The organism is Streptomyces sp. NPDC038200, assembly GCF_055600785.1.
Window position 1 is genome coordinate 192,146 of sequence record NZ_JBVJYH010000002.1, and the last position, 19,664, is coordinate 211,809.

At 74.1% G+C, this 19,664-nt stretch carries 19 protein-coding genes; 7 read left to right on the forward strand and 12 right to left on the reverse strand.

Annotated elements, in window-relative coordinates; all coding sequences use genetic code 11:
• The 5 genes from ACZ7KF_RS06070 to ACZ7KF_RS06090 form a co-directional block, all read right to left on the reverse strand.
• Positions 1–519: a universal stress protein gene (locus ACZ7KF_RS06070; RefSeq protein WP_471069746.1), complete on the reverse strand. Its 519-nt coding sequence runs from the start codon at positions 517–519 to the stop codon at positions 1–3.
• A 29-nt stretch (positions 520–548) separates the two neighbouring features.
• Entirely contained in the window at positions 549–1,802 is a 1,254-nt protein-coding gene (locus tag ACZ7KF_RS06075; RefSeq protein ID WP_471070018.1) for an SLC13 family permease, read from the reverse strand.
• 64 nt (positions 1,803–1,866) lie between these two features.
• Positions 1,867–3,108: a polysaccharide deacetylase family protein gene (locus ACZ7KF_RS06080; protein WP_471069747.1), complete on the reverse strand. Its 1,242-nt coding sequence runs from the start codon at positions 3,106–3,108 to the stop codon at positions 1,867–1,869.
• A gap of 197 nt (positions 3,109–3,305) precedes the next feature.
• On the reverse strand, positions 3,306–4,028 hold the full coding sequence (locus ACZ7KF_RS06085) for a DUF4232 domain-containing protein (protein ID WP_471069748.1): 723 nt from the start codon (positions 4,026–4,028) through the stop codon (positions 3,306–3,308).
• A gap of 154 nt (positions 4,029–4,182) precedes the next feature.
• Entirely contained in the window at positions 4,183–5,574 is a 1,392-nt protein-coding gene (locus ACZ7KF_RS06090; protein WP_471069749.1) for a serine/threonine-protein kinase, read from the reverse strand.
• Positions 5,575–5,620: 46 nt separating this feature from the next.
• Between ACZ7KF_RS06090 and ACZ7KF_RS06095 the strand changes: the two genes are divergently transcribed.
• Positions 5,621–6,169, forward strand: a complete 549-nt coding sequence (locus ACZ7KF_RS06095; protein WP_471069750.1) for an RNA polymerase sigma factor — start codon at positions 5,621–5,623, stop codon at positions 6,167–6,169.
• A 30-nt stretch (positions 6,170–6,199) separates the two neighbouring features.
• Here ACZ7KF_RS06095 and ACZ7KF_RS06100 read toward each other — a convergent pair whose 3' ends face one another.
• On the reverse strand, positions 6,200–8,587 hold the full coding sequence (locus ACZ7KF_RS06100) for a SpoIIE family protein phosphatase (protein WP_471069751.1): 2,388 nt from the start codon (positions 8,585–8,587) through the stop codon (positions 6,200–6,202).
• 588 nt (positions 8,588–9,175) lie between these two features.
• On the opposite strand from ACZ7KF_RS06100, the gene ACZ7KF_RS06105 reads away from it, so the two are divergent.
• The 3 genes from ACZ7KF_RS06105 to ACZ7KF_RS06115 all read left to right on the forward strand — a co-directional run bounded on the left by ACZ7KF_RS06105 (position 9,176) and on the right by ACZ7KF_RS06115 (position 11,842).
• Positions 9,176–9,415 (forward strand): hypothetical protein, encoded by a 240-nt coding sequence (locus ACZ7KF_RS06105; RefSeq protein ID WP_030344647.1) that lies wholly within the window; start codon positions 9,176–9,178, stop codon positions 9,413–9,415.
• A gap of 3 nt (positions 9,416–9,418) precedes the next feature.
• Positions 9,419–9,796 (forward strand): hypothetical protein, encoded by a 378-nt coding sequence (locus ACZ7KF_RS06110; RefSeq protein WP_023544880.1) that lies wholly within the window; start codon positions 9,419–9,421, stop codon positions 9,794–9,796.
• A 369-nt stretch (positions 9,797–10,165) separates the two neighbouring features.
• Complete coding sequence (locus tag ACZ7KF_RS06115; RefSeq protein WP_471069752.1) at positions 10,166–11,842, forward strand: RICIN domain-containing protein; 1,677 nt, start codon at positions 10,166–10,168, stop codon at positions 11,840–11,842.
• A 33-nt stretch (positions 11,843–11,875) separates the two neighbouring features.
• Here ACZ7KF_RS06115 and ACZ7KF_RS06120 read toward each other — a convergent pair whose 3' ends face one another.
• The gene (locus ACZ7KF_RS06120) at positions 11,876–13,567 is read right to left on the reverse strand and encodes a purine-cytosine permease family protein (RefSeq protein ID WP_471069753.1); all 1,692 of its coding nucleotides are present in this window, start codon (positions 13,565–13,567) and stop codon (positions 11,876–11,878) included.
• Between the two features lie 406 nt (positions 13,568–13,973).
• Between ACZ7KF_RS06120 and ACZ7KF_RS06125 the strand changes: the two genes are divergently transcribed.
• Positions 13,974–14,408: a protease inhibitor gene (locus tag ACZ7KF_RS06125; RefSeq protein WP_471069754.1), complete on the forward strand. Its 435-nt coding sequence runs from the start codon at positions 13,974–13,976 to the stop codon at positions 14,406–14,408.
• Positions 14,409–14,605: 197 nt separating this feature from the next.
• Here ACZ7KF_RS06125 and ACZ7KF_RS06130 read toward each other — a convergent pair whose 3' ends face one another.
• The 5 genes from ACZ7KF_RS06130 to ACZ7KF_RS06150 form a co-directional block, all read right to left on the reverse strand.
• Positions 14,606–14,782 (reverse strand): CDGSH iron-sulfur domain-containing protein, encoded by a 177-nt coding sequence (locus tag ACZ7KF_RS06130; protein WP_471070019.1) that lies wholly within the window; start codon positions 14,780–14,782, stop codon positions 14,606–14,608.
• 133 nt (positions 14,783–14,915) lie between these two features.
• A complete protein-coding gene (locus ACZ7KF_RS06135) occupies positions 14,916–15,569 on the reverse strand; it encodes a HemK2/MTQ2 family protein methyltransferase (RefSeq protein WP_471069755.1) in 654 nt (217 codons plus the stop codon).
• Positions 15,570–15,590: 21 nt separating this feature from the next.
• The gene (locus ACZ7KF_RS06140) at positions 15,591–16,604 is read right to left on the reverse strand and encodes an iron-containing redox enzyme family protein (RefSeq protein WP_471069756.1); all 1,014 of its coding nucleotides are present in this window, start codon (positions 16,602–16,604) and stop codon (positions 15,591–15,593) included.
• Between the two features lie 111 nt (positions 16,605–16,715).
• Positions 16,716–16,883: a hypothetical protein gene (locus ACZ7KF_RS06145; protein ID WP_471069757.1), complete on the reverse strand. Its 168-nt coding sequence runs from the start codon at positions 16,881–16,883 to the stop codon at positions 16,716–16,718.
• Between the two features lie 135 nt (positions 16,884–17,018).
• Entirely contained in the window at positions 17,019–18,527 is a 1,509-nt protein-coding gene (locus ACZ7KF_RS06150; protein WP_471069758.1) for an MFS transporter, read from the reverse strand.
• Between the two features lie 189 nt (positions 18,528–18,716).
• Between ACZ7KF_RS06150 and ACZ7KF_RS06155 the strand changes: the two genes are divergently transcribed.
• Together ACZ7KF_RS06155 and ACZ7KF_RS06160 are read left to right on the forward strand one after the other, a co-directional pair.
• Positions 18,717–19,037 carry an ArsR/SmtB family transcription factor gene (locus ACZ7KF_RS06155; RefSeq protein ID WP_471069759.1) on the forward strand — a complete coding sequence of 107 codons (321 nt, stop codon included), beginning with the start codon at positions 18,717–18,719 and terminating at the stop codon, positions 19,035–19,037.
• Positions 19,038–19,065: 28 nt separating this feature from the next.
• Positions 19,066–19,593, forward strand: a complete 528-nt coding sequence (locus ACZ7KF_RS06160; protein WP_471069760.1) for an SRPBCC family protein — start codon at positions 19,066–19,068, stop codon at positions 19,591–19,593.
• Positions 19,594–19,664: the final 71 nt, after the last annotated feature.

Genomic DNA, 19,664 nt, shown 5'->3' on the forward strand with positions numbered 1-19,664 from the left:
TCAGTGCCGGTGCGGCGGCGGGGGCGGGATCGTCCCCAGCCCCGGGGCCGGTTCCGGCCACACCAGCAGCACCGGGCAGGGCGCGTGGTCGACGGCGAACCGGACGGCCGGGCCGAGGCTCTTCGGCCCGAGCCGGGACCGGTCCCCGTCCCGGGCCAGCACCAGCAGCTCCGCCCCCTCGGCGGCGGCCACGACCTCCCGCTCGACCCGCCCCGACCGCTCCTCGCGGACGCAGGGCCGGCCCAGCCGTTCGGCCGCCGCGTCGAGGAGCGAGGCCGCCGACGTACTGCCGAGCGCCTCCAGCCGGTCACCCGGATCACTGCCCCAGCCCTCGGCCGGGCGGTGCCCCGCCGGGTGGCCCCGGCCCAGCAGCCCGGCGAAGGCCCCGTGGGCCACCGCGGGCACGTCGGGGCCGCTCACATGGAGCAGCACCACCTCGGCGTCGTCCGGCGCATGGGCGCGCACGGCGTCCACACAGGCGGGCCAGGTGCCCTCCACGAGCCAGGCGATCACCCGCATCCTCGGCCTCCCTCGGCTCCCGCACACCGCTACAGAACCTGCAGCGACCCCCACAGTGCCACCACCGCGACGGCGAGGGAGGACGGCACGGCGAGCAGACCGAGCCGGGTGAACTCCCCGAGGTCCACGTCGTGCTCGTGCTGCTGCACGATCCGCCGCCACAGCAGGGTGGCCAGCGACCCGGCGTAGGTGAGGTTCGGGCCGATGTTCACCCCGAGCAGCACGGCGAGGACCGCCCCCGGCCCGACGGGCGCCGCCAGCGGCAGCAGCACCAGCACCGCGGGCAGGTTGTTGATGAGATTGGCCAGCAGGGCGGCCAGCGCGGCGATGCCGAGCAGCGCCGGCAGCCCGCTGCCGCTCGGCAGGACCCGCCCGAGCACATCCGCGAGCCCGTTGTCGACCACCGCCCGCACCACGATGCCCAGCGCCAGGACGAAGGCGAGAAAGGCCGGGGCCGCCGCCCGTACGACGCTCAGCGGGGTCGCCTTCCGCAGCGCCAGCGCCCGCCCGGCCAGCACCAGGGCGCCCGCGGCCGCCACCCAGGCCGGTTCGACGCCGAACGCCGACGCCACCACGAAACCGGCCAGGGTGCAGCCCACGGTCACCAGCGCGAACAGCGGCAGCCGGGGTGCCTCGCCGGTGTCCCGGTCCGCCGGCGCCGCCGCCGCGAGGTCCCGGGCGAAGAACCGCCGGAACACCAGGTACTCGGTGCCGATCGCGGCCAGCCAGGGCAGTGCCATCAGTGCCGCGAACCGGGTGAAACTCAGCCCGCTCGCCGCGAACGCCAGCAGGTTCGTCAGATTGGACACCGGCAGCAGCAGCGACGCCGTGTTCGACAGATGGGTGCAGGCGTAGACATGCGGTTTGGGCCGTACGCCGGTGCGCGCGGCCGTGGCGAACACCACCGGGGTGAGCAGCACGATCGTCGCGTCCAGGCTGAGCACGGCGGTGATGGCCGACGCCAGCGCGAACACCGCCGTCAGCAGCCGCACCGGACGGCCGCCCGCCCACCGGGCCGTCCACGCCCCGCACGCCTGGAACAGCCCCTCCACATCGCAGAAGTGGGCGAGCACCAGCACCGCGGCCAGGAACCCGACCACCGGCCCGAGCCGCTCCGCCTCGGCCCGGGCGTGGTCGAGCGAGATCGCGCCGGTGGCGACGGCGATCCCGGCGGCGGGCACGGCCATCACCGCCTCCGGCCACCCGAAGGGCCGTACGACGGCCCAGGCCAGCACGGCGGCCAGCAGAACGGCGGACAGGGCCTCGGCGAGCGGGGTGTTCAGGGCGGGTCCTTCCGGAAGCGATCACGGGGGTGCCCGCCCATGAAAACAGACGACCCGGAGTGCCTTACGACGACGGGCTGCCCGCCGCGCCCAGGAACTCCGCCCAGCCGCCCGTGGGGGACTGACCGGGGGAGAGCGTGCGCAGCTTGCGCAGCACCGCCGGGTCCTGCGCCTCCAGCCAGGCCACGAGCTGTTTGAAGGAGACGAAACGGACGTCCTCGTACGCGGCCATCTTCCCGACGGCCTCCTCCACGGCGTCCATGTAGATGCCGCCGTTCCAGCGCTCGAAGTGGTTGCCGACGAAGAAGGGGGCCCGGTTGCCGTCATAGGCCCGGCGGAAACCGGCCAGGTAGGTGTCGCGGGCCTGGGCGCGCCAGGTGTCGTACTGCGCGCGGTCGCCCAGCGGATTCCCGCCGGACTGGTTGTACATCATGTTGTAGTCCATCGAGAGCACCTGGAAGGAGTGCCCGGAGAACGGTATGGACTGGAGCGGGAAGTCCCAGATCCGGCCGCCCTGCACCTTGCCCGGCCAGATCTGCAGACCCCCGGAGGAACTGGCGTCGTACTTCCAGCCGAGCGCGGCGGCGGTGGGCAGCAGGCCCGCCTGGCCCTCCAGGCACGGGGTGCGCCCGCCGATCAGCTCCTTGCGGTAGTCGAAGGGGAGCGGTTCGAGGTCGGTGAAACCGGTGTTGGTCTTCCACTTCGTGACGAAGTCCACGGCCTGGTCTATCTCGCTGCGCCACTCGGCCGGGGACCAGTTGCGCACCCCGGTCGCGCCGCAGAAGTGCCCGTTGAAGTGGGTGCCGATCTCGTGGCCCTCCAGCCAGGCCGCGCGCACCTGCTGCAGCGTGGCGTGGATGTGCCGGTCGGCGAGGTAGCCGATCGCGGAGGCACCGACCGGGTGCTGCGGGGGCCGGTAGAGGTGCTTCTTGGACTCGGGCAGGGTGTAGATGCCGCTGAGGAAGAACGTCATCTTCGCGCCGTGGTCGGCGGCCACCTTGCGGAACCGGGAGAAGAGCTTGTTGCTCACCTCGCCCGCGCCGTCCCACGAGAGCACCACGAACTGCGGGGGCCGCCGGCCCGCTTCCAGCCGGTCCGGCTTCGGCTGGTGCGGCTGGTCACCGGTGTCGGCGGTGGAGCCGTCGCCCAGGGGCTTGGCCGGCCGGGCCTGCGCGGTGCCCCTGCCGTCCGCCGGCTCCCGTCCGCCGATGGACAGGCCGGTGCCGGAGGAGCAGGCGGCCAGCGTCCCGAGGGCGCCTGCCGCCGCCCCCGCCGTCAGTACCCGCCTGCGTGAGATCCCGCTCATCTTTGCCCCGATTCCCTGGTCATGGCCCCTGCGGGGCCTTCTCGCCGTGCGGTCGACCGGGTTCGATGACGGTGAGCCGGGGAAAGATCGCGGCCGGCGGCGCCTGTTGCCGTCCTGTGACAGTCGAGGCGCCGACATGACGAACCCCGCTGCCTCGGGGGTGGTGGCAGCGGGGTTCGCGCGGAGGGGGCGCCGGGTCAGGGGCCGGTGCCGGGGCTGAGCACCGTCAGCCGGACGGACGAGGAGTTCCCGGAGACCGGTACGGCTCCGCCCGACCAGCCCACCTTCAGCTGGTCCCGCTCGTCCGGCGGGGTGACCAGCAGCGCGCTCGGCGTGGCCGGCTTCGCCCCGCTGATCCCGGGGTTGGAGAAGGTCAGCCCGGCCCAGGCGCTCTGTCCGGGCCGGAGCGTGACGGTCACCGCGGAGCCGGGCTCCCGCCTGGGGTCGGCACCGAGCTGGCTGCCGGAGGCGTTCACGAAGGCCGCCCCCGGATAGCCGCGCAGGGTGCAGGTCCGGCCGGAGCTGTTGGTGAGCACCAGGGGGAAGTTCTCCTGGCCGGCGCCCGGGTCGTTGCGGCCGACGGAGGCGCGCAGCTCCGAGGTGTGGCAGCGGGAACCCGCCGCGGCCGTCGGGGCCGCGGCCTTGCTACCGCCGCCGCCCGCGGAGGCGCTCGTCCGCGGGGCGGTGGAGGCGGCGGTGCCGGCGGGCGCGGAGGCCGTGGCGGACGAGGAGGACGCGGCGGGCGCGGCGGACGCGGCGCCGCTCTTGCCGTCCTGCGCGGGCGCGGCCGTGCCGGAGGCCGTCCGCGGGGGGTCGCTGTGGAGGTCGCTGCCGTTGCCGCAGCCGGTCAGGAGGCCCAGCACGGCGACCGTGCCCACGAGCAGGGCCCCGTGCCGCACGGACCGGGGGTTGTACACCATGTCGCTCAACACTCCTGGAGAGTCACGGCACGCGACCGGGACGCGTGCCTACGGCGCCGGGTGCGCCGTCACCACCGTCCGATGCGCGGAGCACGGGAAAAGTTCGGGACACGTGAGGTTCTTTTCCCCGACTTGCCCTCCGGCAGGCGTCCTTTCAGGTCACCCGCAGCGAACGGAGTACGCCGTCGGTGCTGTCGTCGCCCCGCTGGCGCACCTGCACGTACACCTGCGGCTGTGCGGCACCGTCCACCGGGACCAGCGCGGACTCGGTGACCGAGCCGCCGTCCGGGCAGCCGCTCCAGGTCCGGACGAGTCCGTGCCAGTCGGCGTCCGCGAAGGTGCGGGCACCCGCGTAGCGGCAGCCGGCGTGGGCGAGGGCCTTGACCTTCGCGGTGACGTCGCCGTGCGCGCTGACCCCCACGAACACCCCGTCGACGGCGGCCTCCAGGTCGGGCCAGCGGGACAGGTCGTCGGCCACCACGAGCCCCGGCTCGTGCCCCGCCGCCAGCCCGAGCGCGTGCGGGTCCCAGCCGGAGTCGCGCAGCTCCCGGCCCCAGCCGGCGGGCACGGTGAGGGTCACCCGCCCGGTGCTGTCCGCGACCCGTACCCCCTCGTCGTCCGCGTTGCCGTCCCGGTGCAGCGCCATGGTCACCGTGACCGCGGCGGCCGTGGCGGCGAGGACCGCGGCGAGGGCCAGGGTCACGCTGTTGAGCCGGCCGCGCACCCCGTCCAGCCGTCGCGCCGACCGCGCCGGCGAGCCCGTGGCCAGCCGGTCCAGCTCCCCCGCGAACGCCAGGGCGCTCGGCCAGCGTCGCGCCCGGTCCGGCTCCAGCGCGCGCAGCAGCGCCCGCTCCACGGCCTCGTCCAGGTCCGGGCGCAGCCGCCGGGGCGGTACCACCTTCCCGGGCGCCCCCGGCACGGTGCCGGTGAGCAGCTCGTACCCGACCGCGCCCAGGCTGTAGACGTCCGCCCGTTCGTCGATACCCTCGCCGGGCTCGGCCTGTTCCGGCGGCTGGTAGCCCGCCGAGCCCGCGGCCAGGGTCAGCACCGAGGCCTGCGCGAGGCTCTTGGCCAGGCCCAGGTCGGCCAGCAGCACCCGCCGGGTGCCGTCCGGCGCGGTGTGCAGCAGCACGTTGGTCGGCTTGATGTCCCGGTGCACGATGCCCGCCTCGTGCAGCGCGGCGGCGCTGCGCGCGGCCTCGGCCGTCAGCGCCAGCGCGTCCCGCACCGGCAGCGGACCGCCCGCCAGCAGATCGGCCAGCGTTCCGCCGCCGGCGTACTCCATCACGAAGTACGGCCTTCCGTCGGGTAGTTCGCCGATGTCGTAGACCTGCACCACCCGGTTGGAACCGGCCCGGCGCAGCAGCCGCGCCTCGGACAGGAAGCGCTCCCTGATGTCGAGCCGGTGCGCCCAGTTCTCGGCGAGGACCTTCACCGCCACCGGAGCCTGGAGTTCGGGGTCGTGGGCGAGCCACACCGTGGCGAAGGCGCCGCTGCCCAGCGGCCGTTCGAGGCGGTGGCGGCCGATCCGCTCCAGGGGGTGCATACGACTATCATGCCTGGCCTGAGATCGACTGGAGGAGGGGCCGTCCGTGCAGGACCAGGCGCCGATGGAAGACCTCGCCCGGCATGCCGCCGCGGGCGACAGCGTGGCTCTGGACCGGCTGCTGGCCGAGATCCGGCCCGAGGTGGTGCGCCGCTGCGCGCGCTTCCTGCCGTGCCGGGAGGACGCCGAGGAGGCCGCCCAGGACGTGCTGCTCCAGGTGGCCCGGCACGTCGGCGGTTTCGAGGGCCGCAGCCGCTTCGGGACGTGGCTGTACACGGTCGTCGCCAACTGCTGCCGGCAGAAGTACCGCGAGCTGAAGCGGCGGGCCGCCGAACAGCCCGTCGTCATCGAGCCCGCGCACGCCGTCGACCCGCGCACCACCAGCGTCATCGCCGGTTCGCGGGTGGATCTGCTGGAGGCCCTGGACCGCCTGGAGCGGGAGCATCCGCACCTGGTCGCGCCGCTGGTCTACCGGGACATCTGCCAGCTGGACTACGCCGAGGCCGCCGAGCGGGCCGGCATCCCGCTCGGCACGCTCAAGTCCCGGCTGCACGAGGCCCGCAAGCAGGTACGGCCGTGGCTGGCGGCCTCCTGAGCGCCGCCGTCCGGGCTCCTCGGGCCTGCCCTACTCGTCGTCCTCGAACAGCGGCAGCTCGGCCCAGATGGTCTTGCCCTCGGCGGTGTGCCGGCTGCCCCAGCGCTGGGTGAGCTGGGCGACGAGCAGCAGGCCCCGGCCGCCCTCGTCGAAGATCTTGGCCCGGCGCAGATGCGGGGCGGTGTGGCTGGTGTCGGAGACCTCGCAGATCAGCGTGGTCGCGTCGTGGATCAGCCGGAGCCGGATCGGGTGCGAGCCGTACCGGATGGCGTTGGTGACCAGCTCGCTGACCACCAGCTCCGCCGTGAACGACGCCTCGCTCAGCGACCAGGCGTCCAGCCGCTCCACGACTTGCTTGCGGATCGGTGCGACCAGCGCCGGGTCGGCGGGGATGTCCCAGGTCGCCACCTGTGAGGCGGGCAGGCCCTGGGTGCGGGCGAGCAGCAGTGCCACGTCGTCGGCCGCGCCGCCGGACGGGAGCAGGGCGTGCAGGACGGCGTCGCAGGTCGCGTCCAGCGAGTCCGCGGCCCGGCCGAGCGCCCGGTACAGCAGCTCGCGGCTGGTGTCCCCGTCCCGGTCCCGGCACTGCACCAGGCCGTCCGTGTACAGGGCGAGGACGCTGCCCTCGGGCAGTTCCAGCTCGGCGGACTCGAACGGCAGCCCGCCGAGGCCCAGCGGGGGACCGGCGGGCAGGTCGAGCAGGTGCGGCCGGCCGCCCGGCAGCAGCAGCACGGGCGGCGGATGCCCGGCGCGGGCCAGGGTGCAGCGGCGGGAGACCGGGTCGTAGACGGCGTACAGACAGGTCGCGCCGACCTCGCCGGGGCTGCCGTCTCCGCCGGACTCCTCCGACAGCCGCACCACCAGGTCGTCCAGGTGCGTGAGCAGCTCGTCCGGGGCCAGGTCGATGTCGGCGAGGGTACGGACCGCGGTGCGCAGCCGGCCCATCGTGGCCGAGGCCTGGACGCCGTGCCCGACGACGTCGCCGACGACCATGGCGACCCGCATCCCGGACAGCGGGATCACGTCGAACCAGTCCCCGCCCACCCCGGCGCGGGCGGCCGGCAGATAGCGGGAGGAGGCGTCCAGCGCGGCGGTGCGCGGCAGCGAGCGCGGCAACAGGCTGCGCTGGAGCGCCAGGGCGGTCTCCCGCTCGCGCGAGTAGCGGCGGGCGTTGTCGATGCAGACGGCGGCGCGCGCGGTGATCTCCTCGGCGAGCAGTATGTCGTCCGCGGTGAAGGCGTCGGGGCGCCGGTGCCGGACGAGCACGGCCACTCCGAGGGTGAGCCCGCGTGCCTGGATCGGCACCGACATCGAGGAGTGGATGCCGAACCGGCGCACCCGCTCACTGCGCTGCCCCCGCGGGTGCGGCCACCGGTCCAGGTCGCCGGCGGCCACCGAGGCGGTGATCGTGCGGCCGGCGGTCAGCGCGTCGGTCTGCGGGGAGAGGGCCGGGTACTCCTCGGCCCCGCCCGGCTCGATCACCGCCTCCGGTACGCCGGGGAACACCGACTGGTGGGCGGTGCGGCGCAGCCGCACGGGCGCGGAGAGGCGGGACGGGGGCTCGCCGCCGTACTCGTGCGGGTCCAGCAGGTCGATGGTGACGAAGTCGGCGAGCGCGGGCACGCACACGTCCGCCAGCTCCTGTGCGGTCCGGGTCACGTCGAGCGTGGTCCCGATGCGCACACTGGCCTCGTTGACCAGCTGGAGCCGCTGCCGGGCGCGGTAGTTGTCGGTGATGTCGTGCGCGGCCATGGACACGCCCCGCACCCGGCCCGCCGTGTCCCGGACCGGTGCCATCCGGGCGAGCCAGGCGTGCGCCCGGTCCTGGCCGCCGCTGCGCAGGAAGGTCTGCACGTCCAGCGGCCGGCCCGAGGTCAGCACCCGGAGCAGGCCGTCCTCCAGCTCCTCGCTCTGCTGCTTGCCGCCGATCTCCGTGAGCCGCAGCCCCCGGACCCGCTCCTCGGGCAGTCCGACGACGGTGGCCATCGCCTCGTTCATCCGGCGCAGCCGCAGCCGGTCGTCGTACACGGCGATCGCGCACGGTGACTGGACCAGCCCCGCGTCGGCGAGCGGATCGTGCGTGGCGGGCGGCTCCGCGTCGGCGAGCGGGGTGACCACGAGCCAGTGGCCGGGCTGCCCGTCGCGCGGCGGGCGGCGGTGGGCGAGCAGCCACACGGAGACGGTACGGCCGTCCCGGTGGCGCAGTCCGACCGTTCCGTCCCAGCGCGAGTCGTCGGGCAGCGACAGCACCGGCGCACCGGCACCGGCCAGCAGCTCGGCGGCGGGGCGGCCCAGGACGGCTTCGGCCGGATGGCCCAGCAGGCGCCGGGCCCCCTCGTTCCACTCCACCAGCGTGCCGTCCTCGCCGATGACAGCCCGGGCCGTCGTCGCGTCGTCGAACGGATAGACCCGGCTCATCGTCGCCGCTCCCAAGCGCACACTCACAGTGAACAGGTGACACCACTCGTGTCCCAGCCTAGTGCGTCGCGCACCCCCGTGGACGCCGATCCGGGCCGCCTGGCCGACCGGTCGAACACAGTGAGGGGTGCGGTCAAGCGGGAAATCCGGCCCCTCCGCGGTCCGGGGTCACCACGGGGTTCCGGACCTTTGACGAGCGTGTGTGCCAAGCCGTCAGAGTCTGTTCGGTCATGATCAGGTGTGGGTTCTTCTGCGCCCTGATGGGGGCGAACCGCCGATGACGGTGAACGCAGAGGAGCGTGCGCGGTCAGGAGGCGTCGTGGAACACCAGGCCCAGCGTCGGCCGCCCCGATCACCCGGTGTGCACGGTGGGGGCGGCGGATGTCGTCATCGGTCCTCCTCGGCTCGTCGTGTCCGGTGCGCGTCGTCGAGCTGTCGTGTCGGCCGCGCGCCGCCGGGTCTGCTGCGGCGCGCACCCCGCCACCGGCGGAATCCGGACATGGTTCTCCGCCTCGGTCGGTACCGTGCCAGATGCCGTCTGACCTGCTGGTATTTACGCGTGAGTACCCGGGCGGTACCGTGAGAGGCATGCCAGCTCTCAACGTGGAGTTCAGCGAACGGGAACTAGAGGACCTGCGGCAGATCGCCAAGGAGCGCGGTACGTCGATGAAGGCCCTCGTGCGGGAGGCCGCCGCCGCCGACATCGCCCGGCACCGGGCCCTCCAGGAGGGCGCCGAGGCGTTCCGCCGCTTCTTCGCGGGCCACGCCGAGGAGTTCGCCGCCGCCTTCCCCGACGACGAGCGTCCCGCCAAGGGCGAGGCCGCCTGAGCGATGCCCTCCGTCATCCATATCGACGTCCCGTGGCTGCTCCAGCGGCACGAGGAGGTCCTGCCCGACCAGCCCGCCGTGGACGACTTCTCCGCGCTGGTCGCCGCCGTCGCCCGGCACCGGGTGGACCCGCCCCGGCTCGGCGTGGACTCCGACCCGGCCTGGCGCGCCGCCGCACTGCTGCACACCCTCGCCGTGCTCAAGCCGCTGCCCGCGGCCAACGCCCGCTTCGCCTGCGCGACGGCCGTGGCCTACATGTTCGTCAGCGGAGTCGGCATCGACCCGCCCTACGGCGCTCTCGTCGACCTGGCCCGCGACCTGATCTCCGGCAAGGCCGACGTGTACGGCGCCGCCGACCGGCTCCGCTCCTGGCAGATCTGACCGCATGCGCCCCCGGCCGGCGGGGGAAGCCGCCGAGGTCGCCGGCCGGGGAGCGGGGCCTTCCGAGGAGGACCGGCTCCAGTCCACCACCGGGCCGCACACCCCGGGAGCGTGCGTGTCCGGCGGGCGCGTGCGCGTGCTTCACACGGGGCGCATGACGTTTCCGGCCGCGCCGAGGACAACGCCTGGCCGAGACCGTATTTCTGACTTTCTTTCAACACTGGTGATGTCGCACGCGCGCCTTGTTGCTCGTGTGGAAGGTGTGCAAGGGTCGAGCGCGGTGCATTTCCGCTCCCTCCGCGCGCGTGAGAGTGCGAGAGCGCGCACGAGGCACGTATCGACGCACCACGCGCCAAAGGAATCCGCTCAGTGTCCACCCCCCACCCCCCTCGTCCTCCCTATCCGCCGTCCGGCGCCGATCCCGGGGAATCCGACGAATTCCTCGCCGGCCCGCTGAGGGCCGGCTCCGACGCGGAGGCCTCCCGGTCCACCGCCCTCCTGATGGCCCGTCACTGGCCGTCGGCCCAGGAGTACGCCGTCGTCTGCCTGGCCGCCTCCGGGCCCCTCGCCCACCTGGTCACCGCCACCGCCTTCCACCAGGTCCTCGGCCGGCTGGCGCTCGGTGAACCCGCCGACTCGCTGCGACCGCGCCTGCTGGTCGCCGTCCGGGACACGGTCGTGAACTGGTCCGGCACGGACCGGATCACCGCCGTACTCCCCGGCCTCGGAAAACCCGCCGGCGGTCGCGGGATGCGCGCCGCGAAGACGCTGATACCGGAGAACCGCGCCCTCTCCGACCGCGCGTTCCACGGCCTTTCCCGGCTGGAACAGGCATTGTTGTGGCACACCGAGGTCGAGGCCGAGGCGCTGGACGTTCCCGCCGGGCTGCTCGGCGTGGACATCGACAGCGCGGCGGCCGCGCTCGAACAGGCCCGCGAGAAATTCCGCGAAGGCCTGGTACGCGCCCACCGGGAACTCGCGCCGGGCAAGGAATGCCGGTACTACAACCGCCTGCTGGACGTTCCCATCCGCCGGGGCGGCGCGCTGCTGCCCGACGTCCAGGAGCATCTGTCCGGCTGCGCCTACTGCCGGCACGCGGCCGAGCAACTGGGCCACGCCGAGGCGGCCTTGGGCGTGCTGCTCGCCGAGGCCGTGCTCGGCTGGGGCGCCCGCCGCTACCTCGACTCGCGTCCCGGCCGCCGTCCGGGTCCCGCCCGCACCCGCGGGGGCTCCCGGCGCTCCGGGGGACGCCGGCGCGGCGGCGGACCCGGACTGCCGGCCCGCGCGAGCGCGTCCGGTGGCCGTCGCCGCGCCGGCCGAGGCGACGCCGACGCCGGCCTGCCGGACCCGTTCCCCGGCGAGGGGCCCGTGCGCCGGGCATCCGGCACCGCCTGGTCGTCCCGGACGCTGCTGACCGGCGTCGGCGTCGCCTCGGCCGGACTGCTCGCCACCGTCCTCGCGGTCAGCGTGTGGCCGGACGGAGACGGCGGCACCGGTCCGGTCGCCGCCGTCGGCACCACCCCCGGCGCCTCGTCCTCCCCGCCGGGAGCCACCCCGGCGCCGGGCACCGCGCGCCTGCCAGCCGCCGGCCGGCCGGGCCCGCTGCGCAACGCCGCGACCGGCCTGTGCCTGGACGTCGAGGGCACGCCCGAGGCCGGGGCGAGCGTGGTCCTCGCCGTCTGCTCCACCGTGGCCACACAGCAGTGGACGTATGCCGCCGACGGGCTGCTGCGCAGCGCGGCCGGCAGCGGCCTGTGCCTGGACTCGCACGCCGACGCCGGTGTGGTGCTCCTCGGCGGCTGCGCCGGAGCGGGGTCGGCACGCGGCGACGACGTGCGCTACGACCTCACCCGGCGGGGCGAGTTGCCGCCCCGCTGGGACCGGACCCTCGCTCTCGCCGCCGGCGGCGACCGGGCCGGCGCCGACGTCGTCGTCAAGGTCCGGGACGGCTCCGCCGGCGAGCGCTGGACGGCCGGGACGCCGACGGCGAGCCCCGGCTCGCTGTCCATCGCCGGCCCGGGCGGCCCTGCGGCCCGGCCGGCGTAGGACGTCGGTCAGCGCTCCGCGGGACCCAGTCGGTCAGCGCTCCGCGGGGCCCAGTCGGTCAGCGCTCGCGGGGCCGGTGGGCAGCGCCGGTCGCGCCTCCTCGCCGGCGGGGGCCGGGGTGCCGGCCGGCGCGCCCGGACCGGTGACGGGCGGCACCGGGACGTCGGCCGTCCGGGCCAGCCGGGCGCCCTCGGGACCGTACGCGGCACGGGGTTCGGGGAACAGCCACAGCAGGGCCAGGAAGAGCACCGCGGCCACGGCCAGGGAGAGCGGCAGGCTGATGTCGACGCCGTGCGCCAGGTCGCCCAGCGGTCCCACGAACTGGCCCGGGATGTTCGTGAACAGCACGCCGATCAGCGCGGCCACCCACCAGGCGGTCATGCCCCGCCAGTTCCAGCCGTGCGCGAACCAGTAACGGCCCCCGCGCTGACGGCGGTTGAAGACCTGCAGGGCGTCCGGGTCGTACCAGCCGCGCCGGGTGAAGAAGCCCAGTGTCATCACGACCATCCACGGCGTGGTGCAGGTGATGATCACCGTGGCGAAGGTGGAGATCGACCGCACCAGGTCCAGGCCGAAGCGGCCGACGAAGATGAACGCGATCGACACCACGCCGACCAGCAGGGTCGCCCGGACCCGCGACAGCCTCGGGAACACCGACGAGAAGTCCAGGCCGGTGCCGTACAGCGAGGTCGTGCCCGTCGACATGCCGCCGATCAGCGCCAGCAGGCACACCGGCAGGAAGAACCAGCCCGGCGAGATCGCCAGCAGGCCGCCCACGAAGTCCGGGGCGGCCGGATCGACGTACCGCGGCGCCTTCGTCGCGACGATGCTCGCCGTCGCCAGGCCGAACACGAACGGCAGCAGCGTCGCGAGCTGCGACAGGAACGCGGCCCCGACCACCCGGTGGCGCGGGGTGCTCGCCGGGATGTAGCGCGACCAGTCGCCGAGGAACGCGCCGAACGACACCGGGTTCGACAGCACGATCAGCGCCGAGCCGATGAACGAGGGCCAGAACATCGACCGGGTCGCCGCGTCCGCCGAGGTCGTGAACACCCCGGCGTACGAGGGATCGAAGTCACCGGCGAAGGCCACCGCGCCGAGCAGGAACAGCACGCTCGCCGAGGTCACCGCGATCTTGTTGACGAACAGCATGAACCGGAAGCCGTACACGCACACCGCCAGCACCAGCCCGGCGAAGAGCGTGTACGCGACGACGTAGGAGAGCGTGTTCCGCTCCAGCCCGAACAGCCGGTGCGCGCCGCCGACCAGGGCGTCGCCCGAACTCCACACCGACAGGGAGAAGAAGGCGACGGCTGTCAGCAGCGACAGGAAGGAACCGACGACACGGCCGTGCACGCCGAGGTGGGCCGAGGACGACACCGCGTTGTTGGTGCCGTTGACCGGGCCGAACACGGCCATGGGGCACAGGATCAGGGCGCCCGTCACGACACCGAGCACGGTGGCGACGAGACCCTGCCAGAAGGAGAGCCCGAAGAGGATCGGGAAGGCGCCGAGCACGCAGGTGGAGAAGGTGTTGGCGCCGCCGAAGGCGAGCCGGAAGAGGTCCGGCGGGGTGGCGGTGCGGTCCGCGTCGGGGATGCGCTCCACACCGTGGGACTCCACCTCGGTGAGGGCCGGCGGGGCGGACGGGGCAGGCGGTTCGGGCAGCGAGGACACGAGCGCTCCAGCGGGACGGCGGCGGGGTGCGCCGACGGTACGGCGCATGGATCCGCATGATCCAGAGGACGGTTCATCCCACTTTCGCGCCGCCGATGGATGAACCGTCCACCTGTCCGGATGGCGGAGGGACCCGCTCCTGGTGATCACTTGATGAACACAGGGAGTCATGACCGGTCGTTTCGAGGGCCAACCCGGAATGTTTCAGGACGATTAACGAAGCGCTGATTTTCAGCCATCTGAGCGCTCCCAAGAAGAGGGAACCGCTCTGTTCCGGGGTCACGGCGTTCGAATTCCGTGACTTCACGCCACTGATTCAACACGAAAGGTTACTGAAACCCGTGGGTTCGATGTGAGTTTCGCCCGTGGAGTCGGCAGAGTGGCGCTCGCCGCTCCGGTGCCCGACCGGATCCGGAGCCGGCGTCTCGTCTGTTCGAGCGGAAGGATGCACACAATGCGGAACACCGCGCGCTGGGCAGCGGCCCTCGGCCTCACGGCCGCCGCCGTCTGCGGACCCCTGATCGGGGCCGCCGTCGCTGCACCGGGCGCCGCCCCGTCGTCGCTCTACGCCCCGTCGGCCATGGTGCTCACCACCGGCCACGGCAACGACGCGGCCACGGCCACCCCCGAGCGCGCCGTCACCCTGAACTGCGCCCCGACGGCCTCGGGCACCCACCCGGCCGCGGCTCAGGCCTGCGCCGAGCTGCGCGGCGTCGGCGGCGAACTCGACGCCCTGAAGCCGGCCGGCGACGTGATGTGCACGAAGGTCTACGACCCCGTCGTCGTCACCGTGCAGGGTGTCTGGCAGGGCAAGCGCGTCTCCTACGAGCGCACTTTCGGCAACGCGTGCATGCGGGACGCCGTCGGCGGCACCGTGTTCGCGTTCTGAGAGCCGGGATCGCACGGGTCCTCGTGGACACCGGATCAGGCTCGCAACTGGGGAGTGCGGCCCCTGGAGCGGGGAACCTGCGATCTCGCACCGGGGCAGGCGGGCGGAGTGGGGCCGCCCGCCGGTCCTGGGCACACAGCCGCTCCCCGGGCAGGTCCGTGGGGGGCCTTCCGGGGAGCGGCGAAAAACCAGCGGTTTCAACCGGGGGTCGAGCCCTTGCGGCGGTGACTCGTGTCGCACCAGGGGTAGCGGCGACTGCGCCGGCAGGTACACAGAGCGACACGGAACCGGTCCGAGGAGACCGTGCTCCCGTCCTCCAGCTCGACCTCTACGGGCCCTTCCACCAGGAGGGGCCCGCGCCGTTGCACGGTGATCCGGCGGGCCCGGCCGGCACGGGTGTCCGGCGCGGCGCCGGTGGGTTCGTCCCGTCCGGAGCCGGCGGCCCCGCCCGGTGCGAGGCCGGTGGGTTCGTCCCGCGCGGGGGCGGGGTGCGGGGCCGGCGCGGAGTCAGCAGGGTCGTTCGGCACGGATGACCACCAGCTCTTCCCTGTCGTCGGCCGGCGCGAGCAGCCCGCACCGGCGCAGCCATTCCTCCCGGGAGCGCACCACCGGACCGAAGGCGATCCAGCGGCGCCGGACCACTCCGGCCTTCAGCCCCGCGGCCCGCAGCAGCTCCAGGGTGCGGTCGGGACCGCTCAGCGCGGAGTGCACGATCAGCAGCAGCCCGCCGGGGCGCAGCAGTGCCGGCGCCTCGCGGCAGATCCGGTCCAGCACCAGCCGACCGTCGTGCCCCGCGTCCCACGCCAGGGCCGGTCCGCGCCGGGGACGCCCGGCCTCGGGCGCCGGCACGTACGGCGGGTTCGTCAGGATGAGGTCGTACGTCCGCCCCCGGACCGGCGCGAAGAGGTTGCCGCGCCGGATGCGCACCGGCAGCCGGTACCGCCACGCGTTCAGCCGGGCCGTCCACACCGCCCGCCGGGAGACATCCACCGCGGTCACCCGGGCGCCCCGGCGGGCCGCCTCCAGGGCCAGCGCACCGCTTCCGGTTCCGACGTCCAGCACCTGCGCGCCGGTCAGCGGGGCCTCCTCACGGAGTACCTCGGCCAGCAGATGTGTGTCGTCCTGGGGGCCGTACACGCCCGGGAGCAGCAATCCGATCACACCGCGCGAGTACCCCGGGGATCACGATGTATGAGACATCTGCCGTGCCAGGGGGGTCCGCAGGGACGACTGGCCGGCGCGCCAGTCGGCGAGCAGCCGCCGGGCCAGCCGGTCCTCCAGATACTCGGTCGCGTCGATCCCGAAGGCGATGTCCGGCGCCAGCTCCGGCTCCTCGGCGAGCAGCCCCTCGATCACCTCGTGGCGGACGACCTGCTCGTGCACCGCGTCCGCCTCGACGTGCTCGTCGTAGAAGAACTCCGCGGCCGGGCCGGCGCCCGTGCGGCGCATCGCCTCGGCCAGCCGGCGGGAGGCGGGGGAGGAGGTGATCTCCACCTCGGCGAAGTGGCCCACCAGCGCGCCGCGCAGCTCGCGGTGCAGGCCGAACAGGGACATCAGGTTGACCACGGCCAGCATCTCGGCCGGGGCCGCGTCCAGATGGCGGCCGTAGGCGGTGTCCAGGCCCAGGTCCGCCATCAGGTCGGCGAACAGACGGGCGTGCACCCGCTCGGCCCGGCCGCCGCCGAACTCGTCGTACTCCACCGCGGCCATCGCCGCCTTCGCCCGGCCCCACAGCCGCGGCAGCACCCAGGCGTGCGGGTCGGCCTCCTTCAGGTGGTACAGCGAGCGCACGGCCGCGTACTCCCGCAGCTGCCACAATTCACCCCGGCTGCACAGGAAGTGCGAGACCCCCGTGCCCTCGGCCGGCTCCACCAGGAGGGCGGCGAGCGCGTCGTCCAGGCTGTCGTGGCCCGGCGTGTCGGCGCGCAGCGCGGACAGGAAACGCCGCTCCAGGGCGGCCCGCACCCGCAGCAGCTCCGGGTCCCACTCGGCGTCCGGATGCACGCCGGCGAAACCGCGGTAGTGCAGCTCGTAGCAGAGGTACAGGGCGAGCTGGAGATCGTCGCCGTACGGGTCCGCGGAGTCGGCGTCGGCCGGGTCGGGGAGCGGACCCGTGCCGCGCAGAGAGGCGGTCACCGCCGCGGAGAGCGGTCCGCGGGGCGCGGGCAGCCGAGGTCCTCGCAGGTGGTCGTTCATGCGGCTCGGGTACCCGGCTCGCGGGAAAGCACCGGCGCCGGGCGCGGGAACCCGTGCCCGGCGGTCCGGTCGGCCGCGGCGGAACGCCCCGTGGGCGCGCCGCCCGGCCCCTCAGTCGCCCTCCGCTTGTTCCTGTGCCCCGGTGTTCGGGGTGATGGCGTCCCCGGCCTCTCCCGAGGCGGTCTTGTCCTCGTCGCGCCGCTCGGCCTCCTCGACCTCCCGGAGCACTTCCTCCAGAGCGGTCTCCGGCCGGTCCTCGCGGTCGTTGCCCCCGGGCATGGCCTCTCCTTCCGTCGGCGGATGATCTCCTGTGCGGGTTACCCGCCGGCACCGTCCCAAGCGTCCCGCCGGACAGGGGCGAGGGGCCGCCGTCTCCCTGCTGACGGCGGCCCCTCGGGTCGGTCGCGGTGGCCGTCACATGTGGACGACGGGTGCGGCCCCCGCGTCCTGCCGCGGTACCCCGCGCCGGTAGCAGAGGAAGGCGATGGCCGCGCCCGCACCGAAGAGGACCGCCGACCACCAGAAGGCGGTGGTGTAGCTCTCGATCGTGGCCTGCGCCCGGACCGGCGGGCTGGTGGCGTCCCGGCCGGACAGGTAGTCCGTGGCGGCGCTCGACGCGAGGGTGTTCAGCAGGGCCGTGCCGATCGATCCGCCCACCTGCTGCATGGCGTTGACGGTCGCCGAGGCGACGCCCGCGTCCTCGGCGGCGACCCCGCCGGTGGCCAGCTGCATGGCCGGCGGCATGACCAGGCCGAGGCCCACGCCGATCACGATCAGCTGCGGCAGCACCGCGCCGAGGTAGTGCGAGCCGAGGCCGATGCCGGTCAGCCAGGCCATGCCGGCCGTGGCGACGGCGAAGCCCAGCGGGATGACCGCCTTCGGGCCGAGGCGGGGCAGCAGCAGCGTGGTGCCGACCTGCGCGGTGACCATCAGCGCGCCGACCATCGGCAGGAACGCCACGCCGGTCTTCGTGGGGCTGAAGCCGAGGTTCAGCTGGAGGTAGTAGGTCAGGAAGAGGAACACGCCGAACATGCCCGCGCCGGTGATGAGCACCGAGAGGAAGGAGGCGGCGCGGTCGCGGTCGAGCAGGATGCGCAGCGGCAGCAGCGGGTGCGCCGCCCGGGTCTGCCACCAGGCGAAGGTCACCAGCAGCACACCGCCCGCGATCAGGAAGCCCCAGGTCAGCGGCGAGTCCCAGTCGTGGGTCTCGGCGTTGGAGAAGCCGTAGACCAGGCCGAACAGACCGGCGGCGACCAGGACCGTGCCCGGCACGTCGAGCTTGGCGTTCGCCGCGTCGCGGTGGTTGCCCAGCAGCGCCCAGCCGCCCGCGAAGGCGACGACCGCGATGGCCACGTTCACGTACAGGGTCCAGCGCCAGTCCAGGGCGTCGGTCAGCACGCCGCCGAGCAGCAGGCCGACCGCGCCGCCGGCACCGGCGATCGCGCCGTACACACTGAACGCGCGCGCCCGTTCCCGGGCGTCGGTGAACGTGGTGTTGAGCAGCGACAGCGCGGCCGGGGCGAGCAGCGCGCCGAAGGCGCCCTGCAGCGCGCGGGCGGCGACCAGCATGGTGAAGCCGTTCGCGGCGCCGCCGAGCGCGGAGGCCGCGGCGAAGCCGACGACGCCGACGAGGAAGGCGGGCTTGCGGCCGAACAGGTCGGCGATCCGGCCGCCGAGCAGCAGCAGGGAGGCGAAGGCCAGCGCGTAGGCGGTGACGATCCACTGCCGGTTGCCGTCGGAGAAGCCGAGGTCGGTCTGGGCGGACGGCAGGGCGATGTTCACGATCGTGGCGTCGAGGACCACCATCAACTGGGCGATGGCGACGACCGCCAGGATCCACCACCGCTTGGGCGCGGCCCCGGCGGTGTGGCCGGTGACCGCCGCTCCCGTGCGGGAGGCGTCGGCCAGGGTCTTCTCGGACATGGTGAACCGCTCCAGGGAAGTCGTTCGGGTGCGGAAAGGCAAACAAGTCGTAAACGAAACTGTTTCGTACACATCGAGCCTATGCCAGAGCGAGCGAAACGGCAACGTTTCTTTATTTCGGTTCCGGAGCGCGGCCGCGAGGTTTGTATTCCTTGACGGGCATATAACTGTCGACGCATATTGGATGCCATGTCCGACGCCGCTCTCTGGACCGCCCTCGCCGACCCCCACCGGCGGGCCATCGTCGCGCTCCTGCTGGAGCGTCCCCGGCCCGTCGGCGAGATCGCCGATGCCTGCGGACTGAGCCAGCCGAGCGCCTCCAAACACCTGAAGGTGCTGCGCGAGGCCGGCCTCGTCCGGGTCAGCCAGGACGCGCAGCGCCGCGTCCACGCCCTGGACCCGGGGCCGATCGCGGCGCTCGACGCCTGGCTGGAGCCCTACCGCAGGCTGTGGAACCGGAGCCTGGACACCCTGGGCCGGCGCCTGGACGAGACGTCGGACGACACCTGACCCCCCCACAGCGAAGGACCGGAGCACCATGCCCGCCGACCTCACCGGCACCTATCTGACCCTGGCCGACGGCCGTCCCGCCGTCCGCTTCAGCCGTACCTACGACCACCCGATCGACCGCGTCTGGCACTTCGTCACCGACCCCGGGGAACTCGCCGCCTGGTTCCCCTCCCGCGCCGAGATGGACCTGCGCCCCGGCGGCGCGATCCGCTTCACCGGCGACCCGAACATGCCCGAGTCCACCGGCCGGGTGCTCGCCGTCGACCCGCCCCGGCACCTGGCCTTCGCGTGGGGCGGCGACGAACTCCACTTCGACCTGGAGGAGGCCGGCGAGGGACGCACCCGGTTCACGCTCACCGACGTCCTCGGCGCGCCGGACACCGCCGCCCGCAACGGCGCCGGCTGGGAAGTGTGCCTGGCCGCCCTCGACGCCCAGGCCCGCGGCGAGCGGTTCGAGGGCCCGCACGCCGGGGCGACCGCTCCCTGGAAGGAGTTCTACGACGGCTACATCGCCGCGGGGGTGCCCTCGGGCGCGCCGGTGCCGGGCCTGGACTGACCCGGGGCGCGCCGGTACCGGCCCCGGACTGGCGGGAGCGGGCTCGCCGGCCGGGGGGACCACCGCGCCGG